The sequence below is a fragment of the Psychroflexus salarius genome (assembly GCF_900129035.1).
Classification (GTDB): Bacteria; Bacteroidota; Bacteroidia; order Flavobacteriales; family Flavobacteriaceae; genus Psychroflexus; species Psychroflexus salarius.
Genome location: NZ_FQTW01000001.1, coordinates 457,118 through 477,513, shown reverse-complemented (window position 1 = coordinate 477,513; position 20,396 = coordinate 457,118). Strand labels below are relative to the sequence as shown.

22 protein-coding genes and 1 tRNA gene are annotated in these 20,396 nt (G+C 32.4%); 15 read left to right on the top strand and 8 right to left on the bottom strand.

Going from position 1 to position 20,396, the window contains the following annotated elements; genetic code table 11:
- The first annotated feature begins 79 nt into the window (after positions 1-79).
- The 4 genes from BUB82_RS02170 to pyrF all read left to right on the top strand — a co-directional run bounded on the left by BUB82_RS02170 (position 80) and on the right by pyrF (position 4,283).
- Complete coding sequence (locus BUB82_RS02170) at positions 80-1,255, top strand: AIR synthase related protein (protein WP_073191398.1); 1,176 nt, start codon at positions 80-82, stop codon at positions 1,253-1,255.
- Between the two features lie 2 nt (positions 1,256-1,257).
- Positions 1,258-2,310 (top strand): DUF3078 domain-containing protein, encoded by a 1,053-nt coding sequence (locus BUB82_RS02165; RefSeq protein ID WP_073191395.1) that lies wholly within the window; start codon positions 1,258-1,260, stop codon positions 2,308-2,310.
- Positions 2,311-2,380: 70 nt separating this feature from the next.
- Positions 2,381-3,457, top strand: a complete 1,077-nt coding sequence (gene prfA, locus BUB82_RS02160) for a peptide chain release factor 1 (protein WP_073191392.1) — start codon at positions 2,381-2,383, stop codon at positions 3,455-3,457.
- 13 nt (positions 3,458-3,470) lie between these two features.
- The gene (gene pyrF, locus BUB82_RS02155; RefSeq protein ID WP_073191389.1) at positions 3,471-4,283 is read left to right on the top strand and encodes an orotidine-5'-phosphate decarboxylase; all 813 of its coding nucleotides are present in this window, start codon (positions 3,471-3,473) and stop codon (positions 4,281-4,283) included.
- 76 nt (positions 4,284-4,359) lie between these two features.
- Here pyrF and BUB82_RS02150 read toward each other — a convergent pair whose 3' ends face one another.
- Positions 4,360-6,591, bottom strand: coding sequence for a TonB-dependent receptor family protein (locus BUB82_RS02150; RefSeq protein WP_073191386.1), 2,232 nt, complete (start codon positions 6,589-6,591; stop codon positions 4,360-4,362).
- A 139-nt stretch (positions 6,592-6,730) separates the two neighbouring features.
- Here BUB82_RS02150 and BUB82_RS02145 point away from each other — a divergent pair, with 139 nt between their 5' ends.
- The 8 genes from BUB82_RS02145 (at position 6,731) to BUB82_RS11825 (ending at position 11,922) form a co-directional block, all read left to right on the top strand.
- Positions 6,731-7,900, top strand: coding sequence for a hypothetical protein (locus BUB82_RS02145; RefSeq protein WP_073191383.1), 1,170 nt, complete (start codon positions 6,731-6,733; stop codon positions 7,898-7,900).
- Between the two features lie 49 nt (positions 7,901-7,949).
- Positions 7,950-8,288, top strand: coding sequence for a 30S ribosomal protein S6 (gene rpsF / locus BUB82_RS02140; RefSeq protein WP_073191379.1), 339 nt, complete (start codon positions 7,950-7,952; stop codon positions 8,286-8,288).
- Positions 8,289-8,292: 4 nt separating this feature from the next.
- On the top strand, positions 8,293-8,589 hold the full coding sequence (rpsR, locus tag BUB82_RS02135) for a 30S ribosomal protein S18 (protein ID WP_073191376.1): 297 nt from the start codon (positions 8,293-8,295) through the stop codon (positions 8,587-8,589).
- A 12-nt stretch (positions 8,590-8,601) separates the two neighbouring features.
- On the top strand, positions 8,602-9,051 hold the full coding sequence (rplI, locus tag BUB82_RS02130; protein WP_073191374.1) for a 50S ribosomal protein L9: 450 nt from the start codon (positions 8,602-8,604) through the stop codon (positions 9,049-9,051).
- A gap of 65 nt (positions 9,052-9,116) precedes the next feature.
- A complete protein-coding gene (locus tag BUB82_RS02125; RefSeq protein ID WP_073191371.1) occupies positions 9,117-9,593 on the top strand; it encodes a DUF6495 family protein in 477 nt (158 codons plus the stop codon).
- Positions 9,594-9,596: 3 nt separating this feature from the next.
- On the top strand, positions 9,597-10,970 hold the full coding sequence (gene hisS, locus BUB82_RS02120) for a histidine--tRNA ligase (RefSeq protein ID WP_073191368.1): 1,374 nt from the start codon (positions 9,597-9,599) through the stop codon (positions 10,968-10,970).
- A 2-nt stretch (positions 10,971-10,972) separates the two neighbouring features.
- Complete coding sequence (locus BUB82_RS02115; RefSeq protein ID WP_073191365.1) at positions 10,973-11,698, top strand: T9SS type A sorting domain-containing protein; 726 nt, start codon at positions 10,973-10,975, stop codon at positions 11,696-11,698.
- Positions 11,699-11,775: 77 nt separating this feature from the next.
- Positions 11,776-11,922, top strand: a complete 147-nt coding sequence (locus tag BUB82_RS11825) for a hypothetical protein (protein WP_200796285.1) — start codon at positions 11,776-11,778, stop codon at positions 11,920-11,922.
- Positions 11,923-12,014: 92 nt separating this feature from the next.
- Here BUB82_RS11825 and BUB82_RS02110 read toward each other — a convergent pair whose 3' ends face one another.
- A complete protein-coding gene (locus tag BUB82_RS02110; RefSeq protein ID WP_073191362.1) occupies positions 12,015-13,868 on the bottom strand; it encodes a PLP-dependent aminotransferase family protein in 1,854 nt (617 codons plus the stop codon).
- A gap of 219 nt (positions 13,869-14,087) precedes the next feature.
- Positions 14,088-14,161, bottom strand: a tRNA-Met gene (locus BUB82_RS02105).
- A gap of 176 nt (positions 14,162-14,337) precedes the next feature.
- Here BUB82_RS02105 and BUB82_RS02100 point away from each other — a divergent pair.
- A complete protein-coding gene (locus tag BUB82_RS02100) occupies positions 14,338-14,730 on the top strand; it encodes an START-like domain-containing protein (protein ID WP_073191359.1) in 393 nt (130 codons plus the stop codon).
- Between the two features lie 9 nt (positions 14,731-14,739).
- On the top strand, positions 14,740-15,582 hold the full coding sequence (locus BUB82_RS02095) for an aminotransferase class IV (protein ID WP_073191356.1): 843 nt from the start codon (positions 14,740-14,742) through the stop codon (positions 15,580-15,582).
- A 3-nt stretch (positions 15,583-15,585) separates the two neighbouring features.
- On the opposite strand, the gene BUB82_RS02090 is transcribed toward BUB82_RS02095, so the two are convergent.
- The 5 genes from BUB82_RS02090 to BUB82_RS02070 form a co-directional block, all read right to left on the bottom strand.
- Positions 15,586-16,149 carry a YqgE/AlgH family protein gene (locus BUB82_RS02090; protein WP_073191353.1) on the bottom strand — a complete coding sequence of 188 codons (564 nt, stop codon included), beginning with the start codon at positions 16,147-16,149 and terminating at the stop codon, positions 15,586-15,588.
- A gap of 69 nt (positions 16,150-16,218) precedes the next feature.
- Entirely contained in the window at positions 16,219-16,509 is a 291-nt protein-coding gene (locus tag BUB82_RS02085; RefSeq protein ID WP_262501818.1) for an HU family DNA-binding protein, read from the bottom strand.
- Positions 16,510-16,655: 146 nt separating this feature from the next.
- Positions 16,656-17,600 (bottom strand): methionyl-tRNA formyltransferase, encoded by a 945-nt coding sequence (fmt, locus tag BUB82_RS02080; protein WP_073191347.1) that lies wholly within the window; start codon positions 17,598-17,600, stop codon positions 16,656-16,658.
- Positions 17,593-19,479: a RecQ family ATP-dependent DNA helicase gene (locus BUB82_RS02075; RefSeq protein WP_073191344.1), complete on the bottom strand. Its 1,887-nt coding sequence runs from the start codon at positions 19,477-19,479 to the stop codon at positions 17,593-17,595. The genes fmt and BUB82_RS02075 overlap by 8 nt, the downstream gene beginning before the upstream one ends.
- A gap of 12 nt (positions 19,480-19,491) precedes the next feature.
- Complete coding sequence (locus tag BUB82_RS02070) at positions 19,492-20,025, bottom strand: AAA family ATPase (RefSeq protein ID WP_073191340.1); 534 nt, start codon at positions 20,023-20,025, stop codon at positions 19,492-19,494.
- 70 nt (positions 20,026-20,095) lie between these two features.
- On the opposite strand from BUB82_RS02070, the gene BUB82_RS02065 reads away from it, so the two are divergent.
- Positions 20,096-20,386 carry a DUF493 family protein gene (locus BUB82_RS02065; protein WP_073191337.1) on the top strand — a complete coding sequence of 97 codons (291 nt, stop codon included), beginning with the start codon at positions 20,096-20,098 and terminating at the stop codon, positions 20,384-20,386.
- The last annotated feature ends 10 nt before the right edge of the window (positions 20,387-20,396 follow it).

The window sequence follows — 20,396 nt, the reverse complement described above, 5'->3', positions numbered from 1 at the left end:
AAAAATAAAAGCCCGAGTATCCCAACTTGGGCTTTTATTTTACCCATATATTTTCATTACTTTTGCTAAAATTTTTTTCATGTCTACTTCAACAAATCGATACAGTCAACGTGGTGTTTCAGCTCAAAAGGAAGATGTTCATAAGGCTATTTCTAAAGTAAATAAAGGATTGTTTCCAAAGGCATTCTGTAAAATTATCCCAGACCACTTAACTGGTAGCGATCAACATTGTGTAGTTATGCATGCTGATGGTGCCGGGACTAAGTCATCTCTAGCCTATATGTATTGGAAAGAAACAGGCGATTTGTCGGTTTGGAAAGGTATTGCTCAAGATGCTTTAATCATGAATCTAGACGATTTGCTTTGTGTAGGTGCTACCAAAAATATTCTCCTTTCGTCAACAATCGGCCGCAACAAAAATCTTATCCCTGGCGAAGTAATTTCAGAAATTATTAATGGTACTGAAGAACTTTGTGAAGAACTTTCAAAACATGGCGTTCAAGTTCATACAACTGGTGGCGAAACAGCTGATGTTGGCGATTTAGTTCGTACCATTATAGTTGACTCAACGGTGACTTGTCGTATGAAACGCAATGAAGTGATTGATAACGCTAATATTAAATCAGGAAATGTAATTGTAGGCTTAGCCTCATCAGGTCAGGCAACTTATGAATCTCAATATAACGGCGGAATGGGAAGTAACGGTTTAACATCAGCCCGTCACGATGTTTTGAGTAAATATTTAGCTGAAAAATATCCTGAAAGTTTTGATCCTAAAGTTCCTCAAGACTTGATTTATTCAGGTTCTAAACAATTAACCAGTCAAGTTGAAGGATCACCTTTAGACGCTGGAAAACTGATTTTGTCCCCAACAAGAACTTATGCACCTGTCGTAAAAAAAGTTTTAGAAAATACGGGTGCAAATCGCATTAATGGTATGGTGCACTGTAGTGGAGGCGCGCAGACTAAAATTTTACACTTCGTAGATCAATTAAAAATTATTAAAAACAATATGTTTGATTTACCGCCGTTATTTAAACTTATTAAAGATGAAAGTGGGACGTCTTGGCAAGAAATGTATCAAGTTTTTAACATGGGTCACCGACTTGAATTTTATGTAGATGAAGCCATTGCAGATGAAATTATAAAAATTTCTGAAAGCTTTAATATTCCTGCTCAAATTATCGGTCATGTTGAAGCTGCCAAAGAGAAATCTTTACATATAAAGTCTGAGTTTGGACAATTCACTTACTGATCATGAAATTATTTAAACTTCTGATTATTTGCTTGCCGCTGGCAAGTTTAGCACAATCTTTTGGAGAAATTCAAAAGCAAATTTCTGTGGCTGAATATTTTTTTTCACGAGGACCAAAAAAACTGATTACAACAACCATCGATACTGATTATGTACATGATTTTAATACCAAAGATTTAATTAGAGTTGTTGGGCCAACAAGCTATTGGGACAAAAGCAATAAATTTACATTTGACTTAAGTGAGGTTGCTTTTGTAAATTGGAATGCTGGTGGTTCTAATTCTGTTTCAGGCTTATTTGGTGCGCATTTTAAACGCTTATTTGTTAGAAATGCTTTAAAATGGAATAATGAACTTAGAATGCGTTACGGCGTTAATCAACAAGAAAGTCAAGATTTACGCAAAACCGATGATGATTTAGAATTTATTTCAACCTTTGGATATCGGGTTTCTGAAAACTCAAATTGGTATTATTCTGGGAAATTCAGTTTTAGTTCACAATTTTCAAGGGGTTATAACTATCCCAATCGCGATGTTTCAATCTCAGACTTTATGGCACCAGGGTATTTATTTCTTGGGGTTGGTTCAGAATATACTACCGAAGACAAAAACAATCAGATTTACCTTTCGCCAGTAACCATGAAATCCACCTTTGTGCTTAATCAGCGCCTAGCTAATCAAGGTGCTTTTGGAGTTGAAAAAGCCATTTTGGACGATGATGGTAATATCATTAAAAATGGTAAACGTACTCGAATGGAAATTGGTATACTGGTCACAAATGAGTACAAGCGCGAAGTTTTTCAAAATGTTAATATGAATAGCCATCTGCGTTTATATACAGATTACCTTAACAAATTTGGTAATGTTGATATCGATTGGGAACTTAACTTCGACTTTAAAGTTAATGGCTTTATTAAAGCTTCATTTGGCTCTCATTTGCGCTATGATGATGATGTGAGAATCAGTAACGAAAATGAAAATGGCGAGGTCGTTGAAGGTGGACCAAAAGTTCAATGGAAACAGCAACTCGGTATTGGTGTTATTGTAGAATTATAAAAGCAACTTAACTGATAACTTCATAGTTCAGTGAAATAGTTGTAAATTTGAACACATTTTAAATTCCACTATGTTAGATAAGTTAAATATCATAAAACAACGTTTTGATGAAGTGAATGATCTTATCATTCAACCTGATATTATTTCAGACCAAAAACGTTATGCTACACTTTCAAAAGAATATAAAGACTTAAAAGATATCATGGATGAGCGCGAAAAATATATCGCTCTCAATAATAATATTCAAGAAGCCGAAGCTATTATAAATGATAGCAGTGATGATGAAATGCTTGAAATGGCAAAGCTTCAATTAGAAGAATCTAAAGAAGCGCTTGAAGCACTTGAAGAAAAAATTAGGTACATGATGATTCCTAAAGATCCTGAAGATGCTAAAAATGCAGTAGTTGAAGTTCGTGCTGGCACAGGCGGTGATGAAGCTAGTATTTTTGCTGGTGACATTTACAAGATGCTCACACGTTATTCTGAAAATAAAGGTTGGAAAGTAAGCACTGTAGATTACAGTGAAGGAACTAATGGTGGCTTTAAAGAAATTCAATTTGAAGTTTCTGGGGAAAATGTCTATGGCACTTTAAAATATGAAGCTGGTGTGCATCGTGTGCAACGTGTACCACAAACTGAAACACAAGGTCGCGTTCACACAAGTGCTGCAACAGTTATGGTATTTCCTGAAGCTGAAGAATTTGATGTTGAAATTAACCCAAAAGATGTTCGCATCGATTATTTTTGTTCGTCTGGGCCAGGTGGTCAATCTGTCAACACAACCTATTCAGCCGTTAGATTAACACACGAACCTACCGGAATAGTTGCACAATGCCAAGACCAGAAATCGCAACATAAAAATAAAGAGAAAGCTTTTAAAGTATTGCGCTCCAGATTATATGAAATGGAATTAGCTAAAAAGCAAGCCGAAGATGCCGAAAAGCGAGGTAATATGGTAACAAGTGGCGATAGAAGTGCCAAAATTAGAACTTATAACTGGCCTCAAGGTCGTGTCACCGATCACAGAATCAATTTATCACTTTACGATTTAGATAACATTATTAATGGTGATCTTGATAAAGTGATTGATGAGTTGAAGCTAGTTGATAATACTGAAAAGCTTAAAAATATTTCAGACTCACTTTAACTTCATTACAAGTATGAATACCAATATTTTAAAGCAGCAAATTGAATTAAAAAAGTCAATGCTGTGCGTTGGTTTAGATGTCGATTTAGAAAAAATCCCCAAACATCTACTTGATTTTGAAGATCCAATATTTGAGTTTAACAAAGCTATTATAGATGCCACCATTAAGTTTTCAGTAGCTTACAAACCTAATTTAGCTTTTTATGAGGCTTATGGTTTAAAAGGTTGGTTGGCACTTGAAAAAACCATTGAATATCTAAATAAGAATTACCCAGAAGTTTTTACAATCGCTGATGCAAAGCGTGGTGATATTGGTAATACTGCTTCACGTTATGCCAAGGCTTTTTTTGATGATCTTGGATTTGATGCGGTTACTGTGGCACCTTACATGGGTAAAGATTCTGTTGAGCCCTTTTTAGCATTTAAAAATAAACAAACCATAATGTTAGGTTTAACTTCTAATCCTGGCGCAAAAGATTTTCAACTTGAAAAGTTAAGCGATGGGAATTATCTCTTTGAAAAAGTTTTAGAACGCTCTAAATCTTGGCAAAATTCGCACCAACTAATGTATGTTGTTGGCGCAACAAAACCTGAGTATTTTAAAATGATAAGGCAATTAGTTCCTGAGGCTTTTTTATTAGTTCCTGGAATAGGTGCTCAAGGCGGTAGTTTAGAAGAGGTTTGTGAATACGGAATGAATACCAATTTTGGACTTTTAATTAATTCTTCAAGAGGAATTATTTATAAGTCTAATTCTTTAGATTTTGCTGAAGCTGCTGCAGATGAAGCTCAACGACTTCAATTGGTCATGAAAAAGTATTTGTAAAATCGGAAGTATTTCAACTAAAAAAAAGGAACCCCATACTTGAAGTTCCTTTTTATCTTAAATAAGGTTTAATAACTTATAAACTGAATTTAAATCCACCATAAATCCCAAAAGGATGACCAGGTCTTAATCCTGCAGGAACTCGAGCAACTTCATAGGAGTTGTCTAGCAAATTAATCATATTAGCGGTTAAGCTAAAGTTGTTTGTAAGTTGATATTCTCCTGAAAGATCAATTACAAAGTTGCTGCCAACTTTTTGGTTTTGTGGTATTGAACCTGTGCCAGCTTGGGTTCTAAACTCGCCTCTATAACGCGCATTAGCATTAATTTGAAATTTATCAGTTATAAAACTGGCGCCAAAGTTAAATTGGTGTTTAGAGATGTAAGGCATTTCGTCACCAGCAGAAACCTCGCCCCAAATCCCAACACCGCTTTCAAAATTGTTTTGAAATTCGGTATCGGTATAAGTATAGGCAAAATTAAGCGGTAAATCGAATTTTGAATTATTTTGGAGTAAGTTGTAGTTTAGTAACAATTCAAATCCGGCCACATTTACTTCACCAGCATTAAATTGTTCGAGACTTCCAGTACCGCCTGTTGCATTAAGGTCGCTACCCAGTAAATTGCTATAATCATTAAAGAAACCAACAATTTCACCGCTAAAACCATTAAAGTTAAAACGGGTTCCCAGTTCATAATTAATACTTTGTTCGGCTTCTTCTTCTGGGCGCGTACCGCCAGGCGCAAAACCTTTATGAATACCTCCGAAAATAGCAATTTCTCTATTGATTTTGTAGTTGGCGCCTAATCCAGGAATTAATTCATTATATGTATTTTCTCTATAACTTAAATCGCTTCCAGTTCTGTTAACATCATTAGTGCCGTAATTAGAGCGTGTAAGTTTGATAGATTCGTAACGAAGACCTGGCGTTAAAGTTAGTTTGTTAAACTTCAACTTGTACAATATGTAGGTTGCTAAAGCTTCAGCATCTTGAACACGGTTTGATTCTGTCCCTGGAATTCCTTGGTTAACTAAATTCATATTTCCGCTTAACATATTGTAGTCATCGACCCATTGAAAACGATCAATTTCATCTTGGTGATAACGAAGGCCAACTTCTAGATCATGAGAAAAATCTCCTGTGTAGAAATGATAATCAAATTTAGTTTGGATACCTTGGCTATAGTATTCACGGTTATTATTCTTTACAGCTAAAGCGCCGTCGTTGGTAGAATCATTACCATTAACTAAGTTGAAGTGATTTGGAAATTGATTAGGGTTTTCAAGCAAATCGCTAATACCAACTTGAACATTGTTAAAGTTAACTTTATCAAGTTTGTACCAATTACGTTTAAAGTTGTTGCGGTAGGCGGTTGTTGTTAGGCGTAAAAAGTCGCTAAATTTAGCGGTATGAGTTAGCATAAACTGCGTGTGTTCAGTGTCCATATTATCAACCTGTGAACCCGCATAACGTCTAAAAGGCGTTTCGTTAAAATCATTTTGTGTTAAGCCTAAATAGGTCTCGTTAGATAATTCATCTGAATATTGGAATTTGAATTCAAGTGATTGGTAAACCTTGGCATCTGGATTGGTGTTAACTCGGAATTTACCAACAAAGTCGTTAATATTAAATCCTGTATTACCATTGTTATCAAGATTTTTAAATCCGTCAGATTGAATATTGTTATATTCTAATAAATACCCGAAATTTTTCTTAGAATCGCCAATATTAGCATAAAAATTGCCTGTATCATATGAGCCATAGTTAGCTCTTAGATTAAGTTCAAAATCATTTGGGATTTCAGTCGACACAAAATTAATAGCGCCACCTGTGGTAAACGGTCCGTATTGTATTTGGCTACTTCCTTTTAAAACTTCAACATTTTGCATTCTTGAAATTGTAGGAAAGTAGTAGGCTGCTGGAGCACTGTAAGGTGCTGGAGCTATTAAAACGCCGTCTTCCATTAAAGTAATTTTACTAGAACGCTCTGGAGAAGTTCCGCGTAAGCTGATGTTTGGTCGTAAACCAAAACCATCTTCTTGATAAATATTAACGCCAGGAACCTGACCTAAAAGATTGTTGACATCAAAATAATTAAACTTTTGAATATCTTTTTTTGAAATAAAAAAGGCTGAACCTGTTCGGTTTTTTGCTTCAAACTTACTACCAAGAAGTTTATTAGCAACAATGGTTACTTCGCTTAAGTTGTTAATGCTATCTTTTTTTGATTTTTTCTGATTTTGAGTTTGTCCAAAACCAATGAGGGATAACATGATTAAAAGTAAACTAAACTTTAATTTTGACATTATAACTTATTTAGATTTATTAAAAATTGAGTGCAAATATAGGTCTGATTTTAAATTCGACAATGCTTTATTTAGATTAATTTCAAACAACAATTGTTAAAATTTATTTTTGTTAATTTGCTTTAAAAATATAGTAGGAATGAAGTCTATAATATCTGTATGCTTGGTTGTCTTATTAATAGGTTGTACCACCATAAAAGGCACTCAACAAGAAATAAATAGTGGTGATTATTCGTCAGCTATTCATAATTCTGTCAATAAAATAGCTAAAGATAAATATTCAAAAAAGGCAAAGGCTTACGCAGATTTGTTATTTGAAGCTTATCATAAGTATCAATCTCAACTACTTGATCAAGTTAATTATTTAAAACAAGATGATGCTTTTAATAACGCTGAAAGAATTTTCTCAGCTTATAAAACACTTAAAGGAAATCAGCAAAAAATTAAACCTTTATTACCGCTTGAAGGGACTAATGGCAGCTTAGATTTTAATTTTGTTGAGGTTAATTCTAAATTAATAAAAGCAAAGTCTACTTACGCTGATGCACTTTTTAACTCAGCAATTAACTTACTTGAAACCCAACAAATTTCAGAGAGCCGCACGGCTTATAATCAACTACAAAAAGTTAAAAACTTAGAGCCGAGTTACCCTAAATTAGAAGAAACTATAGAAATAGCTTATAACAACGGACTTTCATTTGTATATATGAATCTAAAAAATTCAACTCAGATGGTTCTTCCAAAAGCATTTCAGGAGTCACTTTTATCTTTAAACACCTATAATTTAAACGATTTTTGGACAGTTTATCATAACTCAAAATTACCAAACATTTCATATGATCGTGAAATTATTGTTGATTTTCAGCAATTTAATTATTCTCCTGAACGATTGCTAGAACGTGAAATTAACCTTGAGCGTGAAGTCGTTGATGGTTGGCAATATAAGTTAAATCGTAAAGGTGATTATGTTTTAGATGAAGATGGAAATAGAGTTAAGGAAGATCGAGTGGTTGTAGTTAAAGCGCTCCTTTTTGAAACTATACAATCTAAAGAAGTTGAAGTTTTAGCAAATGTGAAATTTATAGATGCTTTAAATCAGCAGCAAGTTTTATCAAAACCTATGCGAAGCCTTTTTGTTTTTGAAAATAAATTTGCTACTTATCAAGGAGATATAAGAGCATTAACCAAAGCAGACCGTCAGCTTTTACAAGGTCAATTTGTAGATTATCCTACTAATGAAATGATGTTAATAGATGCCGCAAATGATATTAAATTGAAGCTAAAATCTATTTTGAAAAATAATATGTAGTTCAAAATAAAAGCATTACTTTTGCAAACATTAATTTAAAAATCGAATTATGAACCATTATGAAACTGTTTTCATCTTGAATCCCGTTTTATCTGAAGATCAGATAAAGGAGACAGTTCAGAAGTACGAAGAATTTTTGACTTCTAAGGGCGCTAAGATGATTAACAAAGAAAATTGGGGCTTAAAAAAATTAGCTTACCCAATTCAGCACAAAAAAAGTGGATTTTATCACTTATTTGAGTACCAAGTCAACGGTACAGCGATTGAGCCTTTAGAGGTGATGTTTAGAAGAGACGAGCGCATGATGCGTTATCTAACTGTAAAACTAGATAAGCATGCTGTAGAATGGGCTAAAGAAAGAGTTAAACGTACAAAATCTAAATCTTAAGGATATGGCAAGTATCGAAGAACAATCGAAAGGAAAGAATGACGGCGAAATTAGATATTTAACGCCATTAGATATTGAGACAGCTTCTAAAAAACGTTATTGCCGTTTTAAAAGAGCTGGTATTAAATACATCGATTATAAAAATCCAGATTTTTTGATGGAATTTGTAAATCCTCAGGGTAAAATTTTACCAAGACGTTTAACAGGAACATCATTAAAGTACCAGCGAAAAGTTTCTCAAGCAATTAAACGCTCAAGACACCTGGCTTTAATGCCTTATGTTGGTGATTTATTAAAATAAAAAGCAAAAACCATGGAAATTATATTAAAAAAAGATGTAGATAACTTAGGTTTTGCTGATGATCTTGTAACTGTTAAAAATGGTTACGGTAGAAACTTTTTAATTCCACAAGGTTATGCTGTTATAGCAACACCTTCAGCAAAAAAAGTATTAGCAGAAAATTTAAGACAACGTGCTCATAAAGAAGAAAAAGTAATCGCAGAAGCGAAGCAATTAGCTGAAAAAGTTAAAGGCTTATCGATTTCCATTACTTCTAAATCTGGAGCTGGAGATAAACTTTTTGGAAGCATAACAGCTGCAGATTTAGCAGATGTTTTGGCTAAAGAAGGTATTGAACTTGATAAAAAATTTATTAGCATTTTTGGTGGTAACATCAAGCGATTAGGACAATATACCGCTAAGTTGCGTTTTCATCGTGAAGTAATTGAAGAGATTACTTTTGACGTTATTGGCGAAGCTTAATTTAGCTAAAGTTTTAAAATTTAAGATCGGTAGTTTACTGCCGATCTTTTTTTATTTTTGCACTTATGAAGTACGAAAGACTAACTAAAGAACAGTTTGAAGAAATGCACCAAGAATTTATTAATTTCTTGGCTACCCAATCAATTACAGCAAGTGAATGGGAAGAAATTAAAACTACTAAACCTCAAGTTGCAGAGCAAGAATTAGATGTTTTTAGTGACTTAGTCTGGGAAGGTGTTTTAAATAATGTAAAGTATTTAGAACATTTTTCACCACAGCAGTTGTTTTTATTTCAGTTTACCGAAACCGATATCAATTTAATTGCTATTAAAATAGATAACCAAGCTGTAGATATTACAACTACTGAAGGTTATCAGTGGCTGCGTAAAAATCTAATGAACGATGATGTCGATATTTTTACGTCAACTAAACCAATCGGTGAGGAGCGCAATACAGATATTTTTGCACTTATTAGAAAAGGCGCTAACATTACAAAAGGCGAATTATACACTTATTTTGAAGAACTTGTAGATAATAACTAATTTATGGCCCAAAAACCTTCGATTCCAAAAGGTACACGTGATTTTTCTTCAGCTGAAGTAGCTAAACGTGATTATATTATAAACTCAATCAAATCTAATTTTAAACGTTTTGGTTTTCAACCTATAGAAACACCAAGTTTTGAGAAATCATCAACTTTATTAGGTAAATATGGTGAAGAAGGTGATCGGCTTATTTTTAAGATTTTAAATTCTGGAGACTTTTTAAAAAAAGCTAATGATGAAGACTTATCTAATAAGAATTCCGCTAAAATTTCCGCTTCAATTGCCGAAAAAGCCTTAAAATACGACTTAACCGTTCCTTTTGCGCGTTATGTGGTTCAACACCAGCACGAATTGGTTTTTCCGTTTAAGCGATACCAAGTTCAGCCTGTCTGGAGAGCTGACCGGCCACAAAAAGGTCGTTTTAGGGAGTTTGTACAGTGCGACGCTGATGTGATTGGAAGTGATAGTTTATGGCAAGAAGTCGACTTTATTCAACTTTACGACCAAGTTTTTAACGGTTTAAAACTTGAAGGTGTTACGATCAAATTGAATAATAGAAAAATATTATCGGGTTTTGCTGAAGTGATTGGAGAACAAGATAAATTAATCGATTTTACTGTTGCCCTAGATAAGTTAGATAAAATTGGTGAGCAAGGTGTAAAAGATGAAATGCTTGAAAAAGGTATTTCAGCTGAAGCACTTCAGAAAATACAACCTATCTTTAGTTTCTCAGGTAGTTTCAATGAAAAAATAAAACAACTCAAATCAATCTTATCATCTTCTGAAATTGGTCTGAAAGGTATTGAAGAACTTGAGTTTTTAAATGATGCCTTAAGTAATTATCAATTTCAATCTTCTCAATTAGATTTAGATGTTACATTAGCTCGCGGACTTAATTATTACACAGGTGCAATTTTTGAAATAGCAGCTCCAAGTCAAGTAAAGCTCGGCTCTATTGGCGGTGGCGGTCGTTACGACGATTTAACTGGTATTTTTGGACTCAAAAATATGAGCGGCGTTGGGATTTCTTTTGGTCTTGACCGTATTTATTTGGTCCTTGAAGAACTCGATCTATTTCCAGAAACATTAAAAAATACCACAGATTTACTGTGTTTAAATTTTGGTTACGAGGAGTCTAAATATATGATGCTTGCCATAAACAAGTTAAGGTCTGCAGGTGTAAATGTTGAGCTGTATCCTGATCAAGCTAAGTTTAAAAAGCAAATGCAATATGCAGAAAAGAGACAGATTAATCACGTACTTATTGCCGGTGAATCTGAAATGGCTGAAGATAAATTTTCGCTTAAAAACCTGGTGACTGGAGAACAAACCAATTATACTTTAGATCAACTTGTTCAAATTTTCACATCTTAATAATGAGAATTATATTTTGTTTAATTATTGTCTTTTTTAGTCTACAAGTTACGGCTCAACAAACCTATGTTCCTGATGATAATTTTGAGCAAGGTTTAATTGATTTAGGTTATGATAGCCCGCCGCTTGATGATTATGTGCTAACGAGTTCTATCGAGTCTATTACATCACTTTTTCTTGAAAATAAGTCTATTGTTGATATGACAGGTATTGAGGATTTTGTTGGACTAAATTTGATTGATTTAACTGGAAATTTTATAGAAGATTTAGATTTGAGTCAAAACATTAATTTAGAGCGTATAGATGTTTATAACAATAATTTAAACACGCTCAATATCAAGAATGGAAATTTATACAACATATTGTCATTTAATGCGCAATTAAACCCTAATTTAACTTGTATAGATGTAGATGATGTTTCGTATGCGAATGCTAATTTACTGTTCATAGACTCTCAAACTCAATTTAGTGAAAATTGTGAAAGTTTAAGCATAACTTCAACTTCAAACCTTATATTTTCATTCTATCCTAATCCTATTAAAAATCAACTTCATATTAAAATGATAACTTCATCGGCATATGATGTAAAAATCTATAATTCATATGGCCAAATTCTTCATAGTGAAACTTCAAGCTTACCTGAGTTAACCATCAATACCTCTCATTTAATTTCAGGTATTTATTTTATTAAAGTTAATGATTCAGTTAAAAAATTAGTAAAAGAATAAAAAGGGTTTAAAATTTATTTAAAAATATTGCTTTTGGTAATAATTTCTTTTTTTAAAATTCTAAATTTAAATAAAAAATGAAAAGAGAAAGAGAAATACAATTAGCCGACATGCATGATGATGGTGTTAGATTTAGTAATAGCTTGTTAGCTAAAAAAAAGCGCAAAGAAGCACAACTTAGACGTATAAATCAACAATTAGAAAGAAAATCTAAAGCCAAGTAAAATGATTTGTTTATTTCAGGCTATAGTTAAATTCTATTTACAATATTAATTCTATTTAATTTATAAATTTTAAGTATTAAAGTTGAAACTTATTAAGCTTTAATTTCTTGATTTACAAATTCTTTGAAGACTAATTGATGTTTTTCTAAGTCAAGTTCTGGCGATACTGAGACCCTAGCAATATAATCTTTATCTTCTTCTTTAGTCGTGCCTTGCGTTGAGGTGGCTGGAATAGTCCAATAACAACCTTTTAATTGACCGTAACTTACGCAATACTTACTTTCAGAAGGTATTTCGGTTATCATTTTGTTAATCAGCTTTAAGTTTAATTCACGTTTGTAGGCCTCACGTTCTTCAGGAGTTGCTCCTTTAGTAGGTAAGTCTAGCGAAAATACAGAAGGTGTAAACCCTTGATTTGAGACTTCTTCCGAAACAAAATTTATACCTGCCTCAGGTAGAACTTTATTAATAAAGTTTACAAATTGTCGCGTGTTTTTATACGCATTCTTAATGCGAGTTTTCATAGATGGCAATTGTTCTGCTAAGTAATGTAACTGTAAAGCAGTTGCAGTATTATCACATAAATTTAAATTTGTTTCAATATAGTCTATAAGATAACTTGCTTTAGCATTGCTTACTAAATAACCAGCAGTGCATTTTCCGCCACTAGGAAATTTTGAGCCGCTTACATAAGAAATTGTTTTTACATCAGCTAAAAGTTGTTGTTCACCTAAAAAATTATAATCTGGACAAAAAGTTTGGTCTAAAATAAATATTGGTGCTACAGCTTTATTTCCTGAAGATGTTAACCTGTTTTTAGACAAAGCTTCTTTTAAGTTATTTAAATTTGGAACTTCAACGCGTGGATTGGTGGGAATTTCAGCAATGATAATCGGCACAGCATCAAGTTTTGCCACTTTGTTAAGCACAGTATCAGTGCTTTTAACCATATCATTGTCACCATCAACAGGTAAATCTTCAATATCAACGCCTTCTTGACTAGCAGCAACACGTCTAGCTTGATCGTTAGTACCGCCATAACAATTAGGAGGTACAATAATTTTGATAGACTTTTCTGGATATCGTTCTCGTGATTCGTGAATTAATCCCATCATAATAGCATACTGAACTGATAATCCACATGAACCTAAAAGAGGTTTAGTTTTAGTATCAGTAATAGAATTGATTAAGCTTCTAACATTAGTGAGATCTTTCTGTTTTTGACGATGATCAACAGCTTCTGGCTTTTGGTCTATCAAAGTTTGTAAAGCCTTATAACTATTTTGAGGTGTCATCGCAATGCTTTCCCGACGGCGAACATGTTGAATTGCAGGCACATAATCACTATGTGATTGATTTACAAAAACAAGGCTGCCCAAATCATCTAATGTTGAAATGTAAAAATCAATATTAGGTTGTAATTCAATTTCTTTTAAATCTTCATTTTGTGATAAATAAATAGTTGAGCCCTCAAAATTTAAGATAGCCTCTCGATCATCTACAGATGTGAAATTCACATCGTAATTGTACACTTTTTTTATTAATTGAGGATTAAGCTTATTAGGTAGTTCTTCATTTTGATAGATAATTTGAGTTGATTTACCTCTAATAGAATTTTCTCTAAGAATAGCAAAAATGCCCATCGTTTTAGACGAAAATGCAATGACATGTTCTTGTGGTAAATCGTAATTTTTAGCTAAAGCCCATTCTAAAATGCTCGATAATGGATGCCCTAATCTAATATAGTCGTAGGCCGTCGGTAATTGAGCTAAGGTGTCTTTAGTGATCGAATTGTTTTTATACAATTCTTCAAAATGCTCTAAAAATTCAGTTTTAGCTAGGGCTTCATTATAAATATCTAACCGATGTGTGGTTAAATTTAACCAATCATTTGGTAGCTTTGCTAATACTTGTTCTATGGTAAGTTTAAGCTTTTTAAAGGCCATAAATTTTAATTTCAAATTTGGTTCAAAACTAATTATTAAAGTTCTTTTTAGGTGTTTATCTTATCTTAAATCTTCTTTTTTAAACTGAAGTGAATAAAACAAGATGTTTATTTACATGCTTAGATGAAGATAACAAGTGATGTTATGCTAAATGAAACTTGATGCTGTCAGGAATAAAAAAACCTCAAGCTATATAGTTTGAGGTTTCTTAGAAATTTGTAGCGAGGAGCAGAATCGAACTGCCGACCTCCGGGTTATGAATCCGACGCTCTAACCAACTGAGCTACCTCGCCAGAATTGGGAAGTTGCTTGTCCCGATGTTTTGGGAAGCTACCTCGTCATTTTTGAGTTTGCAAAGATAAAATATAATTGTTCTGAAACAAATAACTTTTCATTGAATTTCTAGAAGTTTTTTTCATTCTTAAGTTATAATTACATATATTGCTTTTTTTAATTTGAAACATTCAACATGAGTGAAAAAATAAAATACGAGTTAGAATTTCCAATTCAAGTTTCTCCTAATTTGCTATATCAATATATTTCTACACCTTCAGGTTTAAGCGAATGGTATGCAGATAATGTGAATTCTAGAGGTGAGATTTTTACCTTTATTTGGGAAGGTAGTGAAGAGCAAGCGAGACTTCTTACCAAAAAATCTGATGATAAAATTAAACTACGCTGGTTAGCAGATGAAGATGAAGATGAGAGTTACTATTTTGAATTAAGAATTCAAGTTGATGAAATCACAAAAGATGTTTCTTTAATGATTACAGATTTTGCTGAAGAAGATGAACTTGATGAAAGCAAAATGCTTTGGGATAATATGGTAGCTGAATTAAAACATGTTCTAGGGTCTGCATAAGTTTTTTTTATGATAAATTTTAATGGGAATCTGGTTGAAAATGTCCCGATTACAACCAAAAATAGAGGTCTTAATTATGGTGATGCTTTATTTGAAACCATTCGGGTAATCAATAATTCTATTATGTTTTGGGAAGCACATTACTTCAGATTAATGTCTTCTATGAGAATGCTTCGCATGGAAATCCCGATGAGTTTTTCTCCTGAAAAATTAGAAAATCAAATAAAGGATACCATAAAAGCAAATAATTTAACTAGTAGTCCTGTAAAAGTGAAGCTGTTAGTTTATAGAAAAGATGGTGGTCTATATCTACCAAAATCTCGTGAGGTTGATGTCGTAATAAGCGTTGAAGCTATTGAAAATGCCTTTTTCGTTCACAACACAGAGAACTACGTGGTAGATTTATTTAAGGATCATTTTGTCTTAGCTGGAATGTTATCAACATTAAAGACAACAAATAAGGTTACTCAAGTTTTAGCATCAATCTTTGCTGAAGAAAATAGCTTTGATAATTGCATTCTTTTAAATGAAAAAAAGTCAGTCGTTGAATTTACTAATGGAAATCTATTCTTAGTTAAAGGAAATATTATTAAAACGCCACCATTAAGTGATGGTTGTTTAAAAGGAATTATTCGTGGTGAATTGATAAAGATGCTTAAAAAACTAGACGATTATACATTAGAAGAAACTTCAATTTCTCCGTTTGAACTTCAAAAAGCAGATGAGTTGTTTTTGACCAATTCAATTGTTGGTATTAAGAGTATTAATCAATACCGGAAAAAAACATATAGTACAACTCTAGCGAAGCAATTTATAGGTAAGTTAAATGCTCAGGCGAGATTAGCAGAGTAGAAGCTAATTGTAATTTGGGTTATCAGGTGCATTAGACCAAATTAAATATTCACCACCAATTAATCGCATTTTTTCTTTCCAGAATTCACGCAATTTATCAGTTGAAAAGATTTCTCCTAAATTTAATGGCCTGTTAATGATCCAACTTTTTACACTTAGTTCTTGTTTAAGTTGGTTTTTTTTCCAACCGGTATAGCCTACAAAAAACTTAATCTGTTGAGGCGTAATTGTATTATTGTTAAGTAAATCTTCTATTGCTTCAAACTGACCGCCCCAATAAATGCCATGATTTACTTCTACACTATTAGGAATTAACTCTGGAACAGTATGTATGAAATATAAACTATCTTGTTCTACTGGGCCACCTATGTAAATGTCATAATCATTTTTAATAGACGGCAAAATTTCTTTAAGTTTCATATCGGCTGCTTTATTTAAAATAAAGCCAACAACATCAACTTCGTCAATATAATTGATTAAAATGACTGATCGTGTGAATATATCATCACCTAACAATGATGGGTCTGAAATCAAGATTTCACCTTGTTTTGGAAAATCATCTTTCATATAATTGTTACTTAAATTAATCAAAAAAAGGCCTAAGAAGGCCTTTCAATAAGCTTTAAATTTTAAAGTTTAGTTAACAGATTTTTGTAAATCTGAACCAGCTTTAAATTTAACAACGTTTTTAGCAGCTATTTTGATAGTTTTTCCAGTTTGTGGGTTTCTACCTTCGCGAGCTGCTCTTTTTGATACAGACCAAGAACCAAATCCTACTAAAGAAACACGGTCACCTTTTTTTAAAGCACCTTCTACATTTCCTAAAAAAGATTCTAAAGCTTTTTTTGCATCAGCTTTTGAGATGCCAGCGTCTTCAGCCATTGCATCAATTAAGTTTGTTTTGTTCATAACTAAAAAATTTTGAATTTTGTTGATTAAAAATTTTGTTAATACATTACAAATTTATATGTAAATTCTAATTGTGCAAGCATTTTGAAGATAAATCCTTTGAAAAACCCTAAAAAACCTCATTTTTTTATGTTTTAATGCTGAATTTAGCTATTCTAACAATTTTAAGCGTTTAATTTTAGCTGATCTGGACTGTTATAGCCATTCAAAAAGTCTTTAATATGTAGCGCCTTTTTACCTGGATACTTCAGCTTTTTAATTTCAACCCAATGATCTTTTGTTTTTACAAGGAATTGTTTTTTGTTAAGTATGACCTCACCAGGTTCAGCCTTAATTATTTCATCTGATTTCGAAAGTTCTAATATTTTTACTGATTTTTCATAACCATCTTCATTAAAAATTGTCCAGGATATAGGATAAGGATTTAATCCTTTTACTAAATTTATAATGTCCTCGCTAGGTTTATTCCAATCAATTTGTGTATTTTCTTTGGTGAGTTTTGGTGCTTGTTTTGGGTTTAATTCTGGTTGTTTAGTTGTGTTGTCTTGTTCTGATTGAATTGCTTTACAAGTTTCAACAGCTAGTTCAGCGCCTAAATGCATTAGTTTATCGTGTAAACTTCCTGCCGTATCATCTGTAGAAATTAAAATTTCTTTTTGTTTGATAATCTCGCCAGTATCAATTTTATCATCTATAAAAAAACTCGTTACGCCTGTTTTATGTTCACCATTAATAACTACCCAATTAATTGGTGCTGCGCCTCTGTATTCTGGTAATAATGAAGCATGAATATTAAACGTGCCATATTTTGGAAAATTCCATACTTGTTTGGGTAGCATTCTAAAGGCAACAACCACTATTAAATTTGGGTTTAAACATTTTAGTTCATTTTGAAATTTCTCAGACTTAAGATTGGTTGGTTGTAAGATTTTTAAATTATTAGCTTCTGCATAGACTTTTACAGCTGATTTGTTGAGTTTTCTCCCGCGACCAGCTGGCTTGTCTGGTGCAGTTACAACGCCACAAACCTCAAAGTTGTCTCGAATCGATTTTAAGGTTTTCACTGCAAAATCGGGTGTTCCCATAAATAATATTCGTAATTCACGCATTTATTATATAGTTTTTTTTGGGTGTTAACTTAATTTGATGATTGATGTAAAGTGATTTAATTGTATTTAAAACCTCTTGTTCATTATAATTTAATAAACTTACAATTTCTTGAGAACTTAACTCATTGTGATGGCTTAGCAAGTTCAAAATTTCTTTATTTAAATTTTCATGAATTCTATTACTTTTCTTACAGTTGCTGCATCTGCCACAAGGTTTTGAGTCCATTTCACCAAAGTAATTTAGTATTTTTTGATGTAAACATGTCTTGTTTTCTGTAGTAAAATCTATCACAGCTTGAATTTGATTTTTTTTATGCTCACCATTTTGAAGAATTATTTTTTTAAAAGGATTAATGCTTGTCTCATCTTCACGTGGAACTAAGAAAACTAAACTTAAGTCATGTTTAAAACTTTCAACTTCAACCAAATCTTGGGCTGAAAGTTCTTCTAATTGTTTGATGACTTCAAATTCTGTTAATTTAACTTTATGCGCAATTAATTCGGTGTTTATACTGAGTTTATGATCAAAAATTCCACCATAGGTTCTCAGTATAGTGCTAACTAATGGATCGTATTTTTTATGCTTCTCAAGGTAATTTAAGAGGATTTTACTACTGCTTTTAAACTGAATTTTTGTGGTACGTTTAAAGCTTTTAAACAGTCTAATTACATCAATCTTGTCTAACATCTGAAGTGATTGGTAGGTTGTATGAGTGTTTAGTTTGTATTTTTCACAAAACTTCGTAAAGTTTAAATCAACTTCAAAAAATTCGCCTTCACCAAATGCAATTCTAAAATATTGTAACAGTTTTTTGTAGACCAATTTTACATCTTTAGGTGTAATTATCGATTTTAAATGCACGTTTTTTAAACGAATAATATCACTTTGATTATACAATAAAACTGCTTTTGCAGGTTGCCTATCACGTGCAGCACGACCAATTTCTTGATAGTAGCTCTCTAAACTTTCTGGTAAATGATAATGAATTACAAAACGAACATCAGGCTTATCAATGCCCATACCAAAGGCAGTTGTTGCTACAACGACTTGAATTTTGTTGGTCAACCAATCTTTTAAAATCAAGTCTTTTTTCGGTTGATCAATTCCCGCATGAAAGGCAGCTGAGGTGATATGATGATAATTTAAAAATTGACTAATATCATGAGTTGATTGACGTTTTCTTACATAAATTATCCCAGAACCCTTTTCTTTTTTTATAATTTTTAAAATAGAATACAGCTTATCTGGTGATTCTTTTTTAAAAATTGAAATTTGCTCTTTTTTGAAACTGTCTTTTACAACTTTAGGTGAATTTAATTTTAGGTTTTCAATAATATCTTTTGCAACAGTTGAAGTTGCCGTAGCTGTTAAGGCTAAAAATTTTAAGTCAGGTCTATATTCTCGTAAACGTGAGATCTCCCGATAAGCAGGTCTAAAATCATGACCCCATTGAGAAATACAGTGTGCCTCATCAACGGCTACAAAAGAAATAGGCAAATTTAAAATATGTTCAAAAATTTCTTGTCTTTTTAAGCGTTCAGGCGATATATACAGTAGCTTGTAATTACCAAACTGACAATTGTCGAGCGTTCTATGAACTTCATTTAAGCGCATTTGCGACTTGATATAAGTAGCTTTTATGCCGCGATTATTGAGGTTAACAACCTGATCTTGCATCAAGGCTAGTAGCGGCGATACAACTAAACAAATTCCTTTTGAAATTACAGCCGGTACTTGGTAGCAAACCGATTTACCTGCACCTGTTGGTAAAATAGCTAATGTGTCTTTCTGCTTTAAAATATTAGCAATAACGCTGTTTTGATTAGGTAAAAATGTCTCATAACCCCAGTATTTTTTTAATGCGTTTTTTGGCGTCATGATGGCTATATTTTAAAGATGTGAAAGTATAAACTCTACACGGTTTTTTACATTATCTTTTGGTACTTCAATTAAATTATAGCCTAATTTTGTGTAGGTTGCTATCAACGCATCTTGAAGTTCTTTAGCTAGTTCAAACGCTTCAAATCGTTCATCGTCTTTTGTGTAAATCGATTTCCAAATAGGTAAAATAAAAACTTTGTCGTAAATGTATTTTGAGTTTGCTTCAGTGAAATTTTTGGGATAATCTTGTTTAAAATGATCCATGTAAGCTGTAATATCAGGAATACCACGATCTATAAATACATATTTTGTAGAAAGTGTTTGAGCTGCTTTAAACTGACTAATTCTGCCTTCAAGAAGTAACTCACTAAACCTTAAAGGATCACTCAGAAATAGTTGGTCAAAACCATCTTCTTTAGCCTTTCGGGTTACCTCTCTTGAAATTTCGGGTAAGCATTGATATTTTAAGTGTGTTAGCGCTTCAATTAAAGTCGATTTTCCAGTACTTGGTCCGCCAATTAAAACAATCTTCTGTGGTTGCATAAATTAAATGTATTGTAAAATGTATTTAGATATTTAATAGATTACAAGTATATTTGCCAAAAAAAAAAGTATGCAATCAAACTCAGATGAGTTTTATAAAAAACTTAAAAAGCAATTAAAAAAATCAACCGATTGGCCATCTTTATACCTTTTTAAATTTATATTGCCTACACAAAACGAAGCTGAACTCGAAAAGCTAACTTTAATTTTTAAAAACACAGACGCTGTAATAACCACTAAACAATCTTCAAAAGGCAAATATACTAGTGTTTCTATTCATGTGAAAATGAAATCGCCAGATCATGTTATTTCTAGATACAGAGAAGTGGGAAATAAAGTTAAGGGCGTTATTTCATTATAAAAACTTATTA